16 protein-coding genes are annotated in these 19,479 nt (G+C 45.5%); 8 read left to right on the forward strand and 8 right to left on the reverse strand.

Annotated features, from left to right (window positions below; all coding sequences use genetic code 11):
* Nucleotides 1-42: 42 nt before the first annotated feature.
* Complete coding sequence (gene treA, locus KOD92_RS05485) at nt 43-1,590, forward strand: alpha,alpha-trehalase TreA (RefSeq protein WP_229254536.1); 1,548 nt, start codon at nt 43-45, stop codon at nt 1,588-1,590.
* A gap of 122 nt (nt 1,591-1,712) precedes the next feature.
* Nucleotides 1,713-2,504, forward strand: a complete 792-nt coding sequence (locus KOD92_RS05490; RefSeq protein ID WP_215232481.1) for a PhzF family phenazine biosynthesis protein — start codon at nt 1,713-1,715, stop codon at nt 2,502-2,504.
* Here KOD92_RS05490 and KOD92_RS05495 read toward each other — a convergent pair.
* A complete protein-coding gene (locus KOD92_RS05495) occupies nt 2,501-3,385 on the reverse strand; it encodes a DMT family transporter (RefSeq protein WP_215232482.1) in 885 nt (294 codons plus the stop codon). The two genes, KOD92_RS05490 and KOD92_RS05495, sit on opposite strands and share 4 nt — an antisense overlap.
* 73 nt (nt 3,386-3,458) lie before the next feature.
* Here KOD92_RS05495 and KOD92_RS05500 point away from each other — a divergent pair, with 73 nt between their 5' ends.
* Entirely contained in the window at nt 3,459-4,847 is a 1,389-nt protein-coding gene (locus tag KOD92_RS05500) for an OmpA family protein (RefSeq protein WP_215232483.1), read from the forward strand.
* Between the two features lie 575 nt (nt 4,848-5,422).
* Here KOD92_RS05500 and pth read toward each other — a convergent pair.
* Nucleotides 5,423-5,983, reverse strand: a complete 561-nt coding sequence (gene pth / locus KOD92_RS05505; protein WP_215232484.1) for an aminoacyl-tRNA hydrolase — start codon at nt 5,981-5,983, stop codon at nt 5,423-5,425.
* A 66-nt stretch (nt 5,984-6,049) separates the two neighbouring features.
* Here pth and pyrR point away from each other — a divergent pair, with 66 nt between their 5' ends.
* Nucleotides 6,050-6,589, forward strand: a complete 540-nt coding sequence (pyrR, locus tag KOD92_RS05510) for a bifunctional pyr operon transcriptional regulator/uracil phosphoribosyltransferase PyrR (protein ID WP_215232660.1) — start codon at nt 6,050-6,052, stop codon at nt 6,587-6,589.
* On the opposite strand, the gene KOD92_RS05515 is transcribed toward pyrR, so the two are convergent.
* A complete protein-coding gene (locus tag KOD92_RS05515) occupies nt 6,590-8,140 on the reverse strand; it encodes a hypothetical protein (RefSeq protein ID WP_229254537.1) in 1,551 nt (516 codons plus the stop codon).
* 161 nt (nt 8,141-8,301) lie between these two features.
* Between KOD92_RS05515 and argS the strand changes: the two genes are divergently transcribed.
* The 4 genes from argS to KOD92_RS05535 all read left to right on the forward strand — a co-directional run bounded on the left by argS (nt 8,302) and on the right by KOD92_RS05535 (nt 12,092).
* Nucleotides 8,302-10,080 carry an arginine--tRNA ligase gene (gene argS / locus KOD92_RS05520; RefSeq protein ID WP_215232485.1) on the forward strand — a complete coding sequence of 593 codons (1,779 nt, stop codon included), beginning with the start codon at nt 8,302-8,304 and terminating at the stop codon, nt 10,078-10,080.
* Nucleotides 10,081-10,134: 54 nt separating this feature from the next.
* The gene (locus KOD92_RS05525; protein ID WP_215232486.1) at nt 10,135-10,719 is read left to right on the forward strand and encodes a glutathione peroxidase; all 585 of its coding nucleotides are present in this window, start codon (nt 10,135-10,137) and stop codon (nt 10,717-10,719) included.
* 78 nt (nt 10,720-10,797) lie between these two features.
* Entirely contained in the window at nt 10,798-11,175 is a 378-nt protein-coding gene (locus KOD92_RS05530) for a DUF5618 family protein (RefSeq protein ID WP_215232487.1), read from the forward strand.
* A 23-nt stretch (nt 11,176-11,198) separates the two neighbouring features.
* Nucleotides 11,199-12,092, forward strand: coding sequence for a 1,4-dihydroxy-2-naphthoate polyprenyltransferase (locus tag KOD92_RS05535; RefSeq protein WP_215232488.1), 894 nt, complete (start codon nt 11,199-11,201; stop codon nt 12,090-12,092).
* A gap of 5 nt (nt 12,093-12,097) precedes the next feature.
* On the opposite strand, the gene KOD92_RS05540 is transcribed toward KOD92_RS05535, so the two are convergent.
* The 5 genes from KOD92_RS05540 to bla all read right to left on the reverse strand — a co-directional run bounded on the left by KOD92_RS05540 (nt 12,098) and on the right by bla (nt 19,476).
* Complete coding sequence (locus KOD92_RS05540) at nt 12,098-13,876, reverse strand: SGNH/GDSL hydrolase family protein (protein WP_215232489.1); 1,779 nt, start codon at nt 13,874-13,876, stop codon at nt 12,098-12,100.
* Between the two features lie 70 nt (nt 13,877-13,946).
* Nucleotides 13,947-14,396 carry a DUF4920 domain-containing protein gene (locus tag KOD92_RS05545; RefSeq protein ID WP_215232490.1) on the reverse strand — a complete coding sequence of 150 codons (450 nt, stop codon included), beginning with the start codon at nt 14,394-14,396 and terminating at the stop codon, nt 13,947-13,949.
* A gap of 52 nt (nt 14,397-14,448) precedes the next feature.
* Nucleotides 14,449-17,874, reverse strand: a complete 3,426-nt coding sequence (locus tag KOD92_RS05550; protein ID WP_229254538.1) for a DUF7948 domain-containing protein — start codon at nt 17,872-17,874, stop codon at nt 14,449-14,451.
* Between the two features lie 48 nt (nt 17,875-17,922).
* The gene (locus tag KOD92_RS05555; protein ID WP_215232492.1) at nt 17,923-18,543 is read right to left on the reverse strand and encodes an ABC transporter ATP-binding protein; all 621 of its coding nucleotides are present in this window, start codon (nt 18,541-18,543) and stop codon (nt 17,923-17,925) included.
* A gap of 33 nt (nt 18,544-18,576) precedes the next feature.
* On the reverse strand, nt 18,577-19,476 hold the full coding sequence (bla, locus tag KOD92_RS05560; protein WP_215232493.1) for a class A beta-lactamase, subclass A2: 900 nt from the start codon (nt 19,474-19,476) through the stop codon (nt 18,577-18,579).
* Between the last annotated feature and the right edge of the window lie 3 nt (nt 19,477-19,479).

Here is a 19,479-nt window from a genome sequence, read left to right on the forward strand (position 1 = left end):
CCGGCCTGCTATTGGCATAATAACCCTTTAAAACCAGTTCTTTTGTACGGATTTATTGCCCCCTCTTACACTTACGGACAATCACATATTTCGCCCGAGGAGCTTTACGGTTCCTTTTTTAAGGATGTCCAGAACAGTCATATTTTCACGGATTCAAAAACCTTCGCGGACGCTATTCCCCTCGAAGATCCGATGCTGATCATCGAACGTTACCACCACGAAAGACATTCAGAAGGCTTTGATATAGAGGAATTTGTAAGACGGTGTTTCAGGATGCCTACGCACATTGCTTCCACTTTCAAGGCTGATAAAACAATGTCGGTTTCCGAGCATGTCAAAAAGCTTTGGCCGGTATTGACCAGACAGCCGGAAAGCCAGGAACGCGGCGGTTCGCTGATCCCGCTTCCCCACGCTTATGTGGTACCCGGCGGACGTTTCAGGGAGATTTACTATTGGGACAGCTATTTTACGCTGCTTGGACTGAAAGAGAACGGACGAACTGATCTGGTACAAAGCATGATCGATAATTTCGCATATCTCATCGACAGCTTCGGCTATATTCCCACCGCTAACCGCACGTATTACCTCACACGTTCACAGCCTCCGTTCTTTTCGCTGATGGTCAGGCTGTTCAGTGATATGGAAGGCAAGAAAATACTGAAAAAGTATTTGCCCCAAATGCAGAAAGAATACGATTACTGGATGGAGCCGGGAAATTCGGGGGAGCCTTTCAGTGCCCACCGAAGATTGGTGCATTTGCCCAATGGAATGAAATTGAACCGGTATTGGGATGACAAAGCGACACCCAGACCGGAATCGTACCGGGAAGACGTAGAACTTGCTGACCATGCTAATGAAAAACACGGCGCTTCCCGCGAGGCACTTTACCGGCATATCCGCGCTGCGGCGGAGTCGGGCTGGGATTTTAGCAGCCGCTGGTTTGAGGATGAAAAAGATTTCGCCACGATCCATACCACGGATATTCTGCCAGTAGACCTGAACTGCCTGATGTACCATCTGGAACAAACGCTTTCGGAAGCATACCTGCTGGCCGGAGATTTGACCTTGCACGGCGTTTATCTGGACAAAGTAGCCCGGCGGAGAATGGCGATCCAGCTTTACTTCTGGGACCCTGCCAAAAATTACTACATGGATTACGATTTTAAAAAACAACAATTCAAGAAGGCCGTTACCCTTGCCGGTACCTTTCCTTTGTTTTTTAAATTGGCTCCAAAACCGAATTCGCACTACGTGAGAGCATATATCCGGCTTAATTTTTTGAAATCGGGTGGGCTGCTGACTACCACCGTAAAATCGGGACAGCAATGGGACGCACCAAATGGCTGGGCTCCGCTGCAATGGATCGCATATAAGGGTCTAAGAAATTATAACTTTCACAGAACCGCCAACGAACTGTCGGCAGAGTGGCTTGGCCTGATCGAGAAGGAGTTCAGGCACTCGGGTAAAATGCTCGAAAAATATAATGTTTCGGACACAAATTTGCTTGCCGGAGGGGGTGAATATGAGATTCAGGAAGGCTTCGGCTGGACAAACGGCGTATACCTCCGAATGAAAAACAGGAAAAGATAGTGTAAATGTATTTCGACAAAATTTTATACCATTCTTATAAATAATGTTAAAAATTTCCTGCGGCACATTCGGGCAGTAGAGATTATTTTTAATACCTTGTATTGTTAACCGACCGATATTACATGAAACTTTTTCTGTATCAAATTGACGCTTTTACTGATAAACTCTTTGGAGGAAACCCTGCTGCAATCGTCCCGCTGGACTACTGGCTGCCGGACGAAACCATGCTCAATATCGCCGCAGAAAACAACCTGGCTGAAACTGCATTCTATGTGCCCACCGAGTCAGGATTTCATATCAGATGGTTTACACCTACCGTAGAAGTTGATCTTTGCGGGCATGCTACATTAGCGGCTGCGTATGTGATATTCAATATTCAGAACTATGAAGGCAAGTCGATCGTATTCGAGTCACGAAGCGGAGAGCTCCGGGTTGACTGTAAGGAAGATTGGCTGACGCTCAATTTCCCGGTGGATTTGTATCACGTAGCGGTTCCACCGCCTGCGCTGGTGGAAAGTCTCAATACCACCACGCTGATGGAAGTCTACAAAGGAAAAACTGATTACCTGGTTGTAGTAGAATCAGAGGAAGTGGTTCAAAACCTGGAACTTGATATCATTGTGCTCTCTACGATCCCTGCGAGAGGTATTATCATCACAGCTTCAGGCAGCGATGTCGATTTCGTGTCCCGGTTCTTTGCACCTCAATCGGGTATTGATGAAGATCCGGTGACCGGCTCTGCGCATACTACGCTTATTCCTTATTGGGCTGAAAGGCTTTCTAAAAATACACTTACCGCCAAACAAATATCTAAACGCGGCGGCTTCCTGAAATGTGAGCTTGACGGAGACAGGGTATATATTGGCGGTCAGGCCAAACTTTACCTTAAAGGCGAAATTCTGATTGAAGATTAAGCTTTGCTTTCTTGCGACAATTTCACGCGCTGACCTGCATACAACCCGGCCAAAACGAAGAATGTGCCTATTACCGTGTAAACGGTAACTGGCTCTCCCATAAGCCACCACGCAAAGAAAAAGCCAAAAAGCGGACACAGGAACAACCAGAGCGACGCTTTCACAGCGTCAAGTCGTAACAAATAGAACCAGCAGATTAGCCCGATGATAGATACTGCCAGGCTCAGCCATAACACGGAGCCCCAGAACGTACTGTCGAGCCGGGTTTCTGAAAAATCGCTGAACAGGAATGTGGCGGGAAGTAAAAACACGCCGCCCAGGAATACCTGCCATCCGTTGATCAGCAAATTAGGAAGCTCCCATTTCAGCGAAGCATAATAAACACTGGCCGCTGAGACTGCTATCATGCTGATTAACAGTATCGTAATTCCCTCCACGGTCGTGTAACTATCGCCGAGGAGCGGATACGTTGCAATACCGATCCCCGCCATTCCTAACACAATCCCAAGCCATTCTTCTGACTGCGGCCGCCTTTTCAACCACCACGACGACAATAGTACGATGATCAGCGGGTTGGTCGAAACTGCAAGACTGCCTATTCCGGCGGCAGTATATTTCATGGCGTACACGTAGAGGCCCAGGTACAGCGTTGTATTCAGAAAACCGAAAAGCGCCAGTTGCAACCATTCATTTCGGCTTGGCAATCGGTAGGAAGGATTTTTGGTAAATAAATAGGAAAAAGTCAGCAGCAGGATTCCGGCGATAAAAAACCGGACGTTTGCCAATATTAACGGAGGAGCTGACTGTACACCGAACTTTGTCGCGACGGAAGCAGAGGACCACAAAATGGAAAACAGAATACCAATACCAATATTTTTCACACACAAAGGAGATTACGCGCCAAAAATACGTGATGCATTTCGGCTTCCGCCTGCACTTTTCATATTTTTGGGCATGCGAATTCAAAAAAATGTATTGTTCCTGGCTATTCTTTTGTCAATCGCGAGCATACCTGCATTTTCCCAAAACCAATGGACCTACGATTTTAACAATGGCCTGAACCCCATCGAGAGCGGCGGGCCGGCCCTTAAAGTGCTTGGACAGCCCGGGCAATATATCAAAGAAAAAATCCCGGGATCTGACTATCTCAACCGCACTACTTATCAGTTTGAAAGCAATAGCGGCCTGCAATTCAACAATACGGAAGCCAAAGGTTTTCTTAGCAAGAGCTTTACGGTTGAGATCTATTTCAAAATGAATGAGCTCGACAGCTGGAAACGCGTGCTTGATTTCAAGAATAGAAAAAGCGATTACGGAAGCTATATCTACGACGGGAAGCTCAATTTCTACGACTATGCAATAGGTGAAAAAGCGCCTGTTCGAGCGAACCAATATGTACATTATGTGTATTCGCGGGACTTTGAAACGAAGGTGATCAAGATGTACATCAACGGACAATCAAAACTTGAATTTAAAGATCCCGGCACCGAAGGAATGCTTGATAACGATCAGGTTCTGAACCTTTTCCAGGATGATCTGGTAGCTGGCTACGAAGCCAGCGGCGGCTCTATTGCCCTGATCCGAGTTTATGATCGGGTAATGACGCCGGTTTTCGTGCGGAGAAGCTATCAAACAATTGCCAAGAATTTTAAGGAGCCCGTTGCCGAAGAGAAAAAACCGGAGCCAAAGGCGGAAGAACCCGCCAAACAGGAGCCTGGCAGAAACAAGAGTTTGGCATTAGTGACCGGCAGAGTATATGATGGGCGCGATCTTGCTCCGGTAAATGATGCCGAAGTAATGGTCCGGAAATCAGATAACGATTCGCTGGTGGCGCAGGCCAAGAGCGTGCAGGGCGTTTATAATTTCGAATTAACTCCTTACCAGTCCTATAAAATTTCGGCGCGGGCCGATGGTTTTCAATCCAAAAGCATTGCTGTCAAAACCAACAATCGGTACGAAGAGATCAAATCACTGATCAGCCTGGCGCCGGAAACCTATTCAGCTCCGCTCACTACGCTTTATTTTACGCAAAGTACTGAGGAAGTGGAAGGGAACTCAATGAGCGAACTCGATGCGATGGTAGCATATTTTCAGAAAAATGCGGGATTGAAGATATTGCTCAAAGGACATACGGACAATACCGGCAATTTTGAGAAGAACCTCGAACTCTCTAACAAGCGGGTCGAAACTGTTAAAGCCTATCTGCTGGGAAAAGGTATCCCCGCTGACCGCATTGAAGGTAGCGGATATGGATCAGCGCAGCCGAATAAAGTGAACCGGTCAGAAAGTGAAAAAAGATCGAACCGGAGAGTTGAAATCTGGGCTGAGCCTATAAAAAGATAAAGCCACCTCATTGAGATGGCTTTATACTGACTATTCCTAAACCCTTAACCTTTTCTTTTCTTTAATATCTTTTGTCCCGAAGGACGAATTTCCAAATAAACGTGCTAACCGGCGTAATAGTTTAAAGTAATAATCAGATAAATATTACTCCCTTGTATACGATTTATCGTTGCTTTTCGACGTGTCTCTAACCTACTCCCAGCTCTACAACTCAAAATCTTCTGGATCAGTCAATTACTTCCTTTTATTTCATTCCTCTATCTTACTGAGACAGAGGCTGATCTGATTAATTGTCTTATCTACACAAATATAAAACAATTTTCATTAGCGTCATGGTTTAATTCAATTCTTATTTCCGCTAATGGTGATACAAATATCACTGTTAATTTTGAAATTACAAAGTTACACAGATGATGCATACCGAATTTTATTTGGAAGTTAATATTATTTAAGTCCAATTACTACCAATATTATACTATTTATGCAGCAATAGAATTTAGAATATTTTATTCAAGCGGCATTTTACAAAATATTCGACTGTCTTGAAATAATTATATTTTCTTAAAAATGTTCAATCATTGGTTATAATTATTCATTGCTGAATGTATCCCCAAAGTACAAAAAGAAAGAACCATATCCCCGGCAGTATCCAGAAAGATCGGCAACTCGGCCATTTCCTCTGGGGAAAAAGCTTTTAACACATAATCTACTTGCCTGCCTCTCGGAAAATTATTCCCTATCCCGAAGCGTAGACGAGGATATTCGGACGTAGCCAGCAATTCTTCTATATTCTTTAATCCATTATGACCGCCGTGGCTGCCTTTCGGTTTCAGCCGTAGTGTACCAAATGGCAATTGCAGCTCATCCACGATCACGAGCGTGTTTTCGACGCTCACTTTATATTGATCCATATAATATCTCAGCGCTTTTCCACTGAGGTTCATATAGGTGGTCGGTTTGATAAAATAGATCTGCCGGCCTTTGTATTTCCATTCTGCCACAAAAGCGAGCTTCTCAAAACTGAACTTGAAATCATGCTGCGCAGCCAGTCTGTCCAACACCATAAAGCCGACATTGTGCCTGGTAAAAGCATATTCCGGACCAATATTTCCCAATCCGGCAATCAGATATTTCATTTGGCAAAAGTTTTTGATTTCGTGATAGAGCACTTAATTTAGGCTAAAATTCAGGGAAAATTCATGATACCCCAAAAACGATTAATATTAAGTAGCCCTTTGCTGGAAATCATGATCAGCCGGTTGTGCCAGCAATTAATTGAAAATCACCAGGATTTTTCCAATTCGGCGGTCATGGGCTTACAACCCAGGGGAATTTATTTTGCGGAGCGTATCATTGCCGAACTTCGCCAGCGGACAGGCCAGCACATTCCGCTGGGCTACCTGGATGCAACTTTTTACCGGGACGATTTCAGAAGACGCGAATCTCCACTGGTGCCTAATAAAACGAATGTACCCTTCCTGATCGAAGGAAAAAAAGTGATCCTGATCGACGACGTGCTTGCCAGCGGGCGAATGGTACGCGCAGCACTGGACGCGATGACTGCATTTGGTCGACCGAAAGCGGTGGAATTGATGGTACTGATCGATCGGCGCTATAACAGGGAGCTCCCTATTGGGCCTGATTATGCGGGTATGAAAGTGAGTACCGTAGAAAGCCAGCGCGTGCAGGTGGAGTGGAAAGAACAGGGATTTGATGCTGACCACATCTGGCTTGTAGACTGATTACCTGGGCGCGGAATCGCTTTTTAAACCTACCTTGCCAATATCTTCTGTTTTGTAGGTCAGCTTATTAACGTAGAAAATCTCGCGGCCCTGCCCGATCGAAGAACTGCCAATGCGCTGCATTCCGTAGGCAAGAAAATACTGGCCGTACCAGGGAGACAGATATCCGTCCTCATTATTAAGCACCTTGTCTTTTTCTGATTTTGGGTTGATCTTAAACTTTTCGGTCTCTACAACTACCTTATCCCGACTGATCACCTCCGTGTGAATTTCACCTTCCTGCGGGTAAGCCAGCACGAAATAATCGTCAACAGGAGTTACCTGCACCATTTCCTGTAAATCGAAACTCGTCAGATCTTTAATGGTAATGCAGTTATCCCACATGAATTTTCCGCTCCTGTCGAATCCGCACACGATTGCGTGCGTGTACCTGTAACCTTCAAGCGACCGGGAGATATATGGCCTGGAAATGCCCCCCGAGATCACGGGATTAGTAGAACGCTGGTTTGGGTAATATACTTCCGCAACAAGCACGATCTCATTTTCTGTCTGGATCAACTCGTGAACCAGCAGGCGATACCTGAAACGATTTTCCTTTCCAAGACTTTTCCTTTTCCCAATCTTATCAAGCATTCGCTGCCGCCGCTTGGGTTTCATGTAATTGAAAAAGTTTTGCAAATCTGAAAATTCAATAAACTGAGGCTCAGCTGGTTTATCGTTTTCAATATGCGTCACATACAAGCCCTGCGAATACTGCGTGCAGCCGACCGAATAGTTGCCGATCAGGTAAGAATCGTCGGGATTGAGCGGGACGATCTGCCCCGAGATAAAGCTGTAACGCGAATCGCTGAGCGTAGTGCGTTTGAGAAATTTGCCGTCGTAGTTGTAGGTTTTGATCTCAAAAACACAGTTTTTCTTACGATAAGCGTAAGTTATTACGTTAATGTAGCCGTCGACTTCATTGATATCTACATTATTTAACTCCGTATTTTTTTCAAAAAGACCAGGAAGGACGCGGGTAGTGTGGTCGAAAAAGGAATGGATGATAACGACCGGCCGGGACCTGTAATAGCCCGAAACGAGCGCTTTGCTGCCAATCACCTTAAATTGCTGCACATCAACTCCGGAAAGCAAATTCCCCTTGAAAGTGTCGATCGATCCGTCGTTGAAATTGAGTTGTAAGAAAAGGAAACGGTCGCTGTCCGGTTCGGCGAAGAGCCAGTATCCGGCGTCCACACCTTTATAGGCCATAACCGGGATATACCGGAAATCCAGCTTGTAGGCAGCACGCCAGCGGACCTTTAACGTGGTATCATATTGCACAAACTGCCACTGTTCGTTCCTGCTGCTCGAATATCCATCGCCCCTGATCACGGATAATATCCCCTGCTCGCCCAGACTAAATATTTCAAATTGCTCGGAAGCGGAGGAACTGGTGGGTATTTCCAGCCTGTCGGCCTGTTGAAGCTGCGCCAAGGCTCCTATTGCAGGCAGCAAAACAAGTAGCCATACAATATTTACCCGAAAACAACTTAACAGAAACCTGGGCATAACTTCTTCTTTCAGGGGTGTAACTCGCTTCAATATTTACCCTAATTTTGCATCAAAAAGATAACATAACTATTAATATTAGAAATATTTTCATTCAAATAAAAACATCAGAAAATGTATCCGCATTTTTGGGAGATCAGTTCTGACTTACACCATTTTCCATGACAATTGAGGAAATTTTAAAGGGCGATATTAAAAAAGCGATCCAGAAGCACTTCGAAATCGACGCCGAAGAGATCATTTTACAACCCACAAAAAAAGAATTTGAAGGTTTTTACACATTTGTAACTTTTACATTAACCAAAACCACCCGAAAAGCACCGGCTGAACTTGGTCAAATTATTGGGAATGAATTGATAGAGAATTCTTCGGTAGTTGACAGCTTCAATGTAGTTCAGGGATTTTTAAATATCAGCCTGAAAGACCAGACCTGGCTGAACCTGTTCGGACAAATGAGCAGCCACCCCGACTACGGCGCATCTCCTTCGAATGGACAGTCGGTGATGGTGGAATTTTCTTCGCCAAATACCAATAAACCCCTTCACCTGGGGCATTTAAGAAACAATTTCCTTGGCGATTCTTTATCTAAGATTCTGAAAGCCAGCGGGTATGATATCATAAAAACCTGTCTGGTTAATGACCGGGGTATTCATATCTGCAAATCCATGCTGGCATACCGCGAGCTGGGAAATGGCGAAACGCCTGAAAGCAGCGGCATTAAGGGCGACCACCTGGCGGGCAAGTATTACGTGAAGTTCGATCAGGAATACAAAAAGCAGATCAAGGAACTTGTGGAGCAGGGAATGAAGGAGGAAGAAGCCGCAAAAAAGGCTCCCTGGATCCTGGAAGCTCAAAAACTCCTCCTGCTCTGGGAACAGGGCGACGCCGACACGATGGCCTTGTGGCAGAAAATGAATAGCTGGGTGTACCAGGGTTTTGGGGAAACCTATAAAAAGATCGACGTTTCTTTTGACAAAACCTATTACGAATCAGACACTTACCTGCTTGGGAAAGATATTATAGAAGAAGGTCTGCAAAAAGGTGTTTTCTATCGGAAAGAAGACAACTCGGTGTGGATCAGTCTGGTCGAAGAAGGTCTGGATGAAAAACTGGTACTGCGCGGCGACGGCACTTCCGTATATATTACCCAGGATTTGGGCACAACTGAGTTAAAGAATAAAGATTTCCACAACGATCGCTATTTGTGGGTGGTGGGAAATGAGCAGGATTACCATTTCAAGGTGCTTTTTGCAATACTTAAAAGGCTTGGCCGCACTTACTCGGAAGGATGTTACCACATTAGCTACGGAATGGTAGATCTGCCTTCCGGCAAAATGAAATCACGTGAAGGTACCGTTGTGGATGCCGATGATCTGATCGCAGAAATGATCCAGACTGCCGCAGATCGCACGCAGGAACTGGGTAAGATCGACGATTTTGACAGCGCCGAGGCGAAGCAGCTTTACAATCAACTGGCAATGGGCGCGTTGAAATACTTCCTTTTAAAGGTAGACCCCAAGAAGAGAATGCTTTTCAACCCGCTCGAATCAATTGATTTCCAAGGGCATACCGGGCCATTTATTCAATATACTTACGCACGTATCCGCTCGATTATCCGAAAAGCAGAACAGGCTGAGATCGCTGCCGTAATTCCGGGAGACGCTTACAAGTTGCATCCCGCTGAGCGTGAGTTGATATTTTCGCTTTCCCTGTATCCTTCAAAGGTAAGTGCCGCCGCCAGCGAGTTTGCTCCTTCGCTCATTTCCCAGTATGCATTTGAGCTTGCGAAGGTCTATAACCAGTTTTATGCTGAGGTTTCTATATTCTCAGATCCTAATCCGGAGGCGACGCGTTTCAGGGTTGCATTATCTAAGGTCGTATCTGAAACAATTCGTAAAGCTTTGGGGTTAATGGGCATAGAGGTTCCCGAAAGAATGTAGGACTAATCCATTGTGTTTATTGCTAGATTTGTATAAACCATAACCATAACTAAAATGAGCGTGTTAAAGTCGATCCTGATTATGATTACATCCCTGATAACCGGCATGTTTGCCGACAAAAGTGAGACTGCTGCGAGACCTGAAAACGCGCCGGTTGCCAAACAATCGCTTTATGATTTTAAAGTAAAATCGCTTGTAGGCGGCAAAACGGTTGATCTGAGCAAGTACAAAGGAAAAAAAGTTGTGATCCTGAATGTGGCTTCCAAATGTGGCTATACCAAACAATATGCCGATTGGGAAAAATTCAACAAGGATCATGGAGACAAAGTAGTGGTTTTAGGATTTCCTGCTAATAATTTCGGTGGACAAGAGCCAGGTACCAGCGAAGAAATCGCAACATTTTGCTCGGCTACTTACGGTGTAACTTTCCCGATGTTCGAAAAAGTTTCAGTAGTTGGCGACGACCAGGCTCCTATTTACAAATGGTTAAGCACCAAAGATTTAAACGGCTGGAACGACAAAGTTCCTACCTGGAATTTCTGTAAATATGTGATCAACGAGAAAGGTGAACTAACCAATTTCTTTGCTTCAAAAGTATTACCTACCGACCCTGAGTTTTTAAAATCTGTCGGGATTTAATAGTACATATTGCCGGGCTGCCAGTTACTACACTGGCAGCCTTCATTGCCCTTCTAATCAATTAAAACACACATTACAATGAAAGACATTATCGAAGCGAAACGCTACCTGTCGAATGCAAAAACGATCCTCAGCGAAAAAGCGCAAAAGGAAGACGGATACTACCAGGACAGAAAATATGTAAAAATGGCCGGACATACTGCATATGCTGGTGTTCTGGTTGCATTGGACAGTATTTTGGGTGATAAGAAGAAGAAAACCAGAAAAAGTCTGGAATGGTACCAAAAAGAATTATCTGCCCTCGATAGGAAAGTTCTCTCAGATTTTATGGCAGTTTACGATATTCTACATCTCTCGATGAGCTATGATGGAATACTAAGAGCCTCAGTTTCAACGGAAGGTCTGTACCTTGCAGAAAAAATTATTAATTGGGCTGAGCAGAAAACACAAGCCTGAATCTCCCTACATTTTAGAATTAAATGAATCCCTGGATTGAGGCCGCCCGGCCAAGAACTTTACCTCTTTCGCTTTCCTGCATTATTATGGGCTGCTTTCTGGCTGCCTCAACCGGAGATTTTCACTGGTCGGTAGCAGGATTGAGCGTACTTACAACCATTATCTTACAGGTACTTTCCAATTTCGCCAATGATTATGGTGATGCTGTCAACGGAAAAGATACTGATTTGAGGGAAGGGCCGCGCCGGGCTGTGCATTCGGGCCATATTACTGCCTCGTTGATGCTGCGTGCAATTGCATGGTTTTCTGCGCTGGCATTAATTTCCGGTATTTCGCTGCTCATTATCGCATTGAACGACGCACCTAAGAATGCATTCTGGGTGTTTTTGGGAATAGGCGTCGCCTGCATTATCGCCGCGATTACATACACCGCAGGAAAACGTCCTTATGGATACGTTGGATTGGGCGATTTGTCCGTGCTGATCTTCTTCGGCTGGGTGGGCGTACTAGGCAGCAGCTACCTTCACACACACCTTTGGGACTGGTCATTATTGCTTCCTGCTTCCAGTTGCGGGCTTTTTGCAGTTGGGGTTTTGAATATCAATAACATCCGCGACATTGAATCCGACCGGGCTACCGGCAAAAATTCAATTCCAGTTCGCCTCGGACGCGAAAAAGCGATCGCTTATCACTGGCTTATTTTAATCACAGGCATGCTTTGCGTTTCACTTTACACTTTCCTGCATTTTTCCGGAGTCCAAAATCTGCTATTCCTCCTCAGTTTTCCATTATTTATCAAAAATGGCCTGGCTGTTTCGCGCCTTACCAAAGCGCAGGAACTTGATCCCTACCTGAAACAAATGGCATTATCCACGCTGTTTTTCGTGGTACTTTTTGGAGTTGGGGTTATTCTGTAAACCAGTTATTTTACAGCAGATTTAATCGCATTCCCCAGCAACTCATATCCTTTTGCATTCGGATGCAACCCGTCGCCAAAAAGCGCCTCGTCGATCTTACCTTCTTTATTCAGAAATACCTTTCCCGGATCTATAAATCCAATGTTTTCCTGACCCGCTAATTGCGCCAGCTGCTCATTCAAAAGTACCACTCGTTGCTCTTGGGCGCGTCTTGGGTAAATGCCTGAAAAGGTAATCTTCGCTTTTGGTTGACGGTACTTCAATGCACTGATCAGCAACTTCCAGCCTTCCACAATCTCCGCATCTGTATTCATATGCAGATTGTTTGTGCCAATATTGACGATGATCTGCTTCGCATTGAATCCGTCCAGCTCTCCGTGATAGATCCGCCACAGCACGTTTTCTATCCTGTCCCAGCCGTAACCCATATTAACCGAACTCTTCCCAAATGTTTTGTTCCAGGATTCCTCTCCCACTGCCCGCGGTCCTTTCGGTAACCCGCCCCAGAAATGCGTAATGGAATTTCCTATTACAACTACTTCCGGCGAAGACTTCTTGTTATGCTCTAAAACAGCCAGATGCCGCGCTTCCCAATCGTAATTATTAAGTTCCCGGAGTTGGATAATGGGCTTTGTTGTCGAAGCCTCACCAGTATATTCATGCAGCACATTGCGCAAATGCTTTTCATAACCTTCTGCATAACGCATCATACCAAGATCCGTCTGGTGCGTACCGTCGACCGTCGTTTCAATATCCTGATTAAAATCCTTTTTGGAGATCAAATACAAATTCTCAATTCCTTCTGATTTGAGCTGCGCAAATGCATTTTTTAGTATCTCATTTACTTCCTGGTAAAAGTTTTTACTCTGCGGGTTGAGCTCTTCGTCCGTATAACCTGCGTGCTCGGCGAGTACGATAGGAGTCGCAGGATGTTTTTCACGAATCGACTTAACGGAAGTCAAAATCCGGCTCCTCACCTCTTCCGCAGTTACCGCCAATTCGGATCCCGGGCGGATCGTCAGGTTGGGCAGACAATCCAGGATAAAAACCTTTGCGTCAATTTCATTCACCAACTCCACTACCTCTTTTTCCAGTCTTCCATTTCCCGAAAACGCCAGGTTAATAAGCGGCCGGTCCATTTTCCGGCTTAATATGGAAGGCCACGCCATCCCCGGCCGCGAAGCGCATGCTCCTTGCGCAATGGAAGTACCATAAACGACAATAGGCTGATCTGGCCGCACTGGCAGTGCCGTAAACTCGGTTCCTTCCGGCGTACCGATTTCCAGCCACTTCACATTGTTATATAATGGTAAAAACAGCCGGTACTCCCGCCCTTTTTTGTGATAATTATCGTTGCCCGCAAGCCCGCGAAAATTGTACGTTATCGTATCTCCGAATGCATATTTGCCCGCCGCCCAGCGAGCCTCCCCGTCGCTGCTGATCGCATACAAATCGACTCCGCTCACGCCGGTTGCCGGCATGTGAGGCAATGCATGACCGCCGCCCACAGTATAGCGCACTTTGATCTCGGGTGAATTGGAACGAAAGCGGATCATCAGCCCCGACGATTGATTTGACAAACCCCAAACCGCCTCTCTCACAGTCTTTTCGGCCTTTGCCGGTAACCGGTCATACGGATTTTTCAAATCCTTACCCTGCCAGGCCCGACCTTCTATCACAGGAAATGCAGCACTTTGAGGGTTCCACCAATTGATCCTTACATTTTGAGCGAATGCGCTGGAACAGCAAAACAGCAGGGCTAAAGAGAGAACTTTGATCTTCATAAAAACAAAAATGGATACCTTGTATTGCTACAAAGTATCCACCTGAATATTTCTTTCGTATTTCTGAAAACTATTTTACCAGAACACCGTCCGCAATAAAGGTCAATTCCTGCTTTGGTTCGGTAATTTTCGCGATTTCTTCCTTACTCTGACCCGCATCTTTGGCATAATGCTGTAAATGCTCGACCGGAACCATTTTCTTTTGCGCCTCCCCTTCAAACACTACCGTTTTGCCGGCTATATCTTTTGGAACAAAGAATGCGTAGTCCTTGAACATCACCCGCATTGTTTCACCATTTTCCATTTTCACTTTCATCCAGCAACCTTTCACCTGGCAAACAGATTCCACCGTGCCGCTTACTTTGGCCTCCATTTCGGCTTTATCGCCCATTTCGGCAGGAAGCGCAGAAGCTTCGATCGCTTTTTTGTCATTGACTTCTTTTCCGAAGGTACTTGCATTTTGCGCATTTGCGGCAAAACCGGCCACTGCAAGAGATAGTAGTATGAATAGTTTTTTCATTGAAATAAATAATTTGTGATTCAATTAATAACCTGATTGCAAGATAAGTGGTTTACTCCAATACCTCTACCCAACCCTTGCAGTGATTACCCTGCGGCGTATCTACAACATAAAAATACGTCCCGTTCGCAATACCCTTCCCCCAGTCATTTTTGTAATCGGCAGCCTTATAAACAGATTTTCCCCACCGATTAAAAACTTCCAGCGACGAAGGCGAAACAGGTACAATGAAGAAATCATTCTTACCATCACCATTTGGCGTAATTACATTGGTTAAGGTAAAAGGCGGGGAAGCGACGACCTTTTTCTCCGTTTTGAGAGGACAACCGGCTGCATTATAGGAAGTTAAAGTAACGACATATTCTCCCGGCGTTTCATATTGATATTCGCCGATATCCTTATCAGTTACCGTATTTCCCTTACCCAAATTCCACTCAAAACGCTGCGCATTTGCCGTTTTGTTGTTTATTGAATAGGAAAAAGGCTCGTTGCATGCGCCACCGGAAGTCACCACTTCGAAGTCAGGCGCGTGCGTTTTATCTACCTTAACAGTTATTTCCCGGATCGGCCGGCAACCGTCGGCGTAAAGTCCCTCCACGGTGTAAGTCGTCGTTTCTTCGGGTTTGACGGTCACACTTTTACCAATCGTTTCGGGTAACCCTTTTGCCGGAAACCACTTGTATTCTGGTGCGTCGCCGGCGACTGTGAGCACAACCGAGGCGCCCTGGCAGACTTCGGTATCTGCCATTTCAACAAAATCAGCCTTTTCTTCAACTAATACTTTCACCTGCTTGGTCACCTTACAGCCGCTCGCATTGCTGATCTCCACGCTGTACTCGGTCGTTTCTTTCACGATTGCGGTCGGATTGGCAACGGTTGTGCTACTTAATCCCGTCGCGGGAGACCATTTGTATTGGGTACCTCCTTCCGCGAGTAATTTCACATTAGAATTTTCACAAACCGCAGTATCCGCAGTCACTTTTGCATTCAGTGTTTCTACTATGATAGTCTTTTCTGCAACATCTATACGCTTGCAGCTCAGCCTGTTATACGCTTTTAAAGTAACCTTGTATTCACCCGGCGTTGCAAATGTATATTCCGCCTGCTCATCTTCCCTTGAAATGGTGTTGCCACTTACCTCCCATATATAATCAATTCCGCCTTCGCTCATATTCACGAAAGTCAGAGCGAGTGGCGCGCAGCCGCGGAGTACGTCTTTTTTACTACCCGCATACACATCGAACTTCGCTTCCAACCGGTCGATATCTATCTTGAAAGCCGCATTATTGCAGTTGTCGCTGTTATTTTCCTCCGACCAGGCTTGCGGGGTTACGGGAAAATGACTGCCGCCGCACGCGCAGGTAGCGTGGTATATCGTTCCGTTTTTATCAAACCGGCTGGTTCCGCCATCGACGTGATCGCCCTGGATTTGCTCATCCTTACTTTGGCTACCAAAATAAGTGGCATAAAGCAGCGATTTCATACCCTGTTCAAGTATTGCGATGTAAAAATTGTTTCCGTTTGTTCCCGGCTGAATGGCGTCTTCGGTTACCGGCAAACCATTGGTGCTGCTCAACGTATTGCTGTTTGTAGTCCTGTTCACATCTCCACCCCAGCCAGCAATGTAGATATTGCCGCATTCGCTGACCAGAAAGGCTGTCGGGGAAATGTCCGGAGTACCACGGCCTGAACCGATAATCGTTGAGAAAACACTTTTCGAGAGTGTGGCATCCAATGCGTGAACAAACTGGCCACTTTTAGCATTTTGGTAAACGCCCTGACTAACCGGATAATCGCCCGTGGTCAGTCCGTAGAAATACACATTTCCGGTCGCGTCGGTATCGAGCAAATAGGCTCCATCTTCTTTTTCGGTACCCGCGTAGGTGAGCGCTACCAGCTTGTCCGCGGTATATCTGGCAATAAATGCATCCTCAGTTCCTTTCAGGTTTTTCTGATAAGATCCTGATGTACTGGATAATGCGCTGCTTTTTGTAAAACCTGCGACATATACAGTTCCCCCCGGAAGCGATTTCAGAGAATAGGCTGCATCCTCTTTTTCACCACCAATATAAGTACTCCAAAGCAACGTGGAAAGCCCCGGATCGAGCTTGGAAACGATTCCATCCTGTGCGCCGAGCATTCGGTTTTGTACCGGATTTTTAAGTGGAAAGTTGATCGAACTTGTCGAAGTAACGATCAGTACATTATCTGCTTCATCCACCACAATCTCACCCCGAAACGCGTCGCCATAATTCCGGATTGTGAATGATTCTGAGCTACTTACGCCGTCGTTTCCCGAGCCGCCCAGATAAGTGGATGCAGCAAGTTGCTTTCCGTCTGCACTTATTTTTGAGATGTAAATATCTGCTCCATTATTCAAATCCAGACCTGAAATAGGAACTACCTTATTGCCGCCGCCAAATGCACGCTGAAAAGCAGTTGTCCGCGTGGGGAAGTCTTTGGAAGAAGTTGTACCAAGAATTAAGAGTTCTTTCTTAGAATTGACTATCAGACTGTTAGGAACTTCCGTATCGTCCCCGCCCAGAAATGTAGCATAAACCAAATCCTTGCCGTCGGGCGTGAACTTCATGATCGAAACGTCAACCGATCCTTCAAACTTCACCTGAAACGCACCTACCGTAGCCGGAAAGTTTGCGCCGAAAATAGTACCGCCTGAATACAGGTTACCCTCCGCATCATACGTCGCCGTGTGGCCCCAGTTATCAGAAACCGCGCCGGAATAGGTGGAAAAAATCAGCTCGGGATCAATGGTCAGAGCCGCGTTTTTCTGGTAGCCTTTTGGTAGAATAAATTGCGCCGTATTTCCCGAGAGCGAGAATGCAGAAGGCACTTCAACTGCCTTATTATTAATGTTTTGAAATGAATACGGCTCTGCTTCCCGGAACTGGCCCACCGAAGTTTTCACAATAATCTGCCGCTCGCTGCTTAACGAAACCCGCTCAGCACCAACGTATTGCATTTTGATCTGCAAAGGATCTGCATTCGGGCGGACAACAAATTCATATTTCAGTTTTGACCTGTGGATATACACGCGGAGATCAATTCCGGCGTAGATATTTTCATAAACTACCTCTTCAAAACCCCGCACATTACCTGCCCACTTGCTTTCTTCTTTACCCAAAAAATAGCTAAAACTGGTTTGAACCGGACTTTTCGGTGTGTGCCTTACCTCGCTCGCGGCATTGCCGAACTTCACTTCCACGCCATGTGCAGCGATATTGGAGGTAATCGAATTTTGGCGGGCTGCGGGGGAAATAACGGGCGTTTTAGCGTGGCGGGCAGCTATCGGAGCGGCATCGTAAAGCACATATACCATCGACTGGCTTTTCAGAAAAAGGAAGCCGCCTGGAATTTCGGCGCGGTACAGGATATCCTTTTCCCACTGACCACGGTTCTCAATGAAATACATGCCGGCAGCCCGCGTTTTTCCAGCCATAAACGCCAGCATCGAAAGCATTACAAGAGTTAACCGTAAAGTTTTGTGCATAGAAAAAGTGCTCGTATCCTATTTGAACGCAGAAACCGATATGATATTTTCACAAAATTCATATTCCTGTTTTACGTTCGAACCGAGCAAAACAAGCTGATTTTGAGTGTAATCCGTCACGTGGTCCAGGTACCATTGAATTCCCTGGACATCCAGATTGGTAGTGGGTTCGTCGAGGAAAATAATAGGGACGTCGGACATGAATGCAAGTCCCAGCTTGACACGCTGTTTCATACCCGAAGAAAAATGGCGGATCACCTTGTCTTTCGCGTGGGAAAGCTGCACAATTTCTTCGAAATCCTTAACTGAAAGCTTGTTTTTGAGTGGCTTGAACTTGATATGAAATTCGACCAGCTCGCGTAATGTAAACTCTTCGATCAGTTCAAGATAAGGCGCCGCAATGACGAGCTGCCTGTACCAGAGATCGTCTTCAATTTCCTTATTATGAGCGTCGTAGTACCTGATCTTGCCTTCCGTGGCGGGTACCATGCCGGTTAGCAGTTGCAGCAAAGTAGACTTGCCGCTGCCATTTGGTCCCACAAAAGTGTAAGTCTGACCTGCCAAAAGCTCGAAAGTAGCATTGCGGAAAATCCACTCCTTCACAAATTTCTTTCCCAGTTTTTCAACAGATATCCGCACAATTCGAAGTTTTCAGCCTTTTTAATAAAAGGATTATTTTGAAGGAAAATGTTCCGCCGCTGCCTTCGCGACCTTTGCGATAACGAGCTCGCGCTTTTCAATATCTGCATTAGAATCGGAGACGAACACGACAATTGCGAGGTCTTTTCCACCCGGCAATTTTACAATACCAACATCATTTGTGGCCGCGAATGTACCTTTTTCGTTCTTGCCAGAAGTGCCGGTTTTATGCGCGACGATGGTGTTTTCAGGTAATTGAGATTTAATTCGATTAGCGCCTGTCGGTCCTGCAATCATGATTTTCCAAAGATAATCGCTGCTTGCTTTTGAAAGATTTTTGCCTTTATAAAAGACGGAAAGCAACTGCAGCATCGCCCCCGGCGTACTGAAATTTTTGTATTGAATATCCCAGCCTTTGGTCATTTCCTCCTCATTTGCTACGATTTCAATGTTTTTGACGCCGAGTTTATGTACATAATCGTTGACAACTTTGGTACCGCCGGCCAATTTAAACAGCAGGTCACAAGCTATATTGTCGCTTTCTGAAACGGTATAACTCAGCAGATCAGCTACTGTCAAATCAATATTTCCCTCCGGATATTTGTCTTTCATCGGGCTGTGCGTTTTCGGCAGCAGATCTTCCTTTGTAATACGCACTTTTTGGGTCAATGTAATTTTCCCTTTGTCAACCTGATCCAGAACTGCCATTGCAAGTGGAAATTTGAAAACACTCTGCATCGGAAATTTGTGATCGCCGTGCTGAATAGCCGTTTTTCCAGTTTTCAAATCCATGATTCCAATTCCTACCGTGCCATTTGCTTCTTTCGAAATAGTGGCCAGCTCAGTCTTGAATGTATTGTTTTGAGCGAATATGGGTGATGTAAAAAAAATGCAGCAGATAATCAGCAGGTAGGCGTAGATACTTCGGGGCATATT

The sequence above is a fragment of the Dyadobacter linearis genome, assembly GCF_907165045.1.
GTDB lineage: Bacteria > Bacteroidota > Bacteroidia > Cytophagales > Spirosomataceae > Dyadobacter > Dyadobacter linearis.

Excerpts from the sequence above, each read along its gene's own strand:
- KOD92_RS05490 (WP_215232481.1), top strand. The coding sequence starts at position 1,713 with ATGAAACTTTTTCTGTATCAAATTGACGCTTTTACTGATAAACTCTTT.
- KOD92_RS05500 (WP_215232483.1), top strand. The coding sequence starts at position 3,459 with ATGCGAATTCAAAAAAATGTATTGTTCCTGGCTATTCTTTTGTCAATC.
- pth (WP_215232484.1), bottom strand. The coding sequence starts at position 5,983 with ATGAAATATCTGATTGCCGGATTGGGAAATATTGGTCCGGAATATGCT.
- KOD92_RS05515 (WP_229254537.1), bottom strand. The coding sequence starts at position 8,140 with ATGCCCAGGTTTCTGTTAAGTTGTTTTCGGGTAAATATTGTATGGCTA.
- argS (WP_215232485.1), top strand. The coding sequence starts at position 8,302 with ATGACAATTGAGGAAATTTTAAAGGGCGATATTAAAAAAGCGATCCAG.
- KOD92_RS05525 (WP_215232486.1), top strand. The coding sequence starts at position 10,135 with ATGAGCGTGTTAAAGTCGATCCTGATTATGATTACATCCCTGATAACC.
- KOD92_RS05530 (WP_215232487.1), top strand. The coding sequence starts at position 10,798 with ATGAAAGACATTATCGAAGCGAAACGCTACCTGTCGAATGCAAAAACG.
- KOD92_RS05535 (WP_215232488.1), top strand. The coding sequence starts at position 11,199 with ATGAATCCCTGGATTGAGGCCGCCCGGCCAAGAACTTTACCTCTTTCG.
- KOD92_RS05540 (WP_215232489.1), bottom strand. The coding sequence starts at position 13,876 with ATGAAGATCAAAGTTCTCTCTTTAGCCCTGCTGTTTTGCTGTTCCAGC.
- KOD92_RS05545 (WP_215232490.1), bottom strand. The coding sequence starts at position 14,396 with ATGAAAAAACTATTCATACTACTATCTCTTGCAGTGGCCGGTTTTGCC.
- KOD92_RS05550 (WP_229254538.1), bottom strand. The coding sequence starts at position 17,874 with ATGCTTTCGATGCTGGCGTTTATGGCTGGAAAAACGCGGGCTGCCGGC.
- bla (WP_215232493.1), bottom strand. The coding sequence starts at position 19,476 with ATGCCCCGAAGTATCTACGCCTACCTGCTGATTATCTGCTGCATTTTT.